Below are 344 nucleotides of genomic sequence, written 5' to 3' on the forward strand. Positions count from 1 at the left end.
ACTCGATCACGCCGTATAAGGACTCGAAAGCAAATCCGCTGACCCCAGAAGAGCGCCAGGAGAACCGTGCCCTGGCGTCCACCCGCTTGCGGGTGGAACGTATCATCCGACAGTTGAAGATATTTCGCGTGCTCAAGGACGTCTATCTATCGTCACCGGAAACGGCGTTTCTCCTTACGCCTCAATCTCATCGCAGCGCTGTGTAACCACTCAAACACAACCACAACATGACTTTCGCAGGAGGTCTACTGATACCTGCGTAATTTGGGAACAGCTTACCCTTCGGCTATGCCGCAGATTTGGCGACCTGAAAGGCTGACGCGTCCCCAACTGGAGGAGCGGCG

General features: G+C 55.2%; 1 protein-coding gene. It reads left to right on the forward strand.

The annotated features are described in order from the left end of the window. On the forward strand, nucleotides 1-206 hold a 206-nt coding region (locus GUI70_RS22825; protein WP_237725136.1), incomplete at its 5' end, for a transposase family protein. Nucleotides 207-344: the final 138 nt, after the last annotated feature.

Origin of the sequence: Deinococcus alpinitundrae (assembly GCF_009982895.1) — a bacterium.
Classification (GTDB): Bacteria; Deinococcota; Deinococci; order Deinococcales; family Deinococcaceae; genus Deinococcus; species Deinococcus alpinitundrae.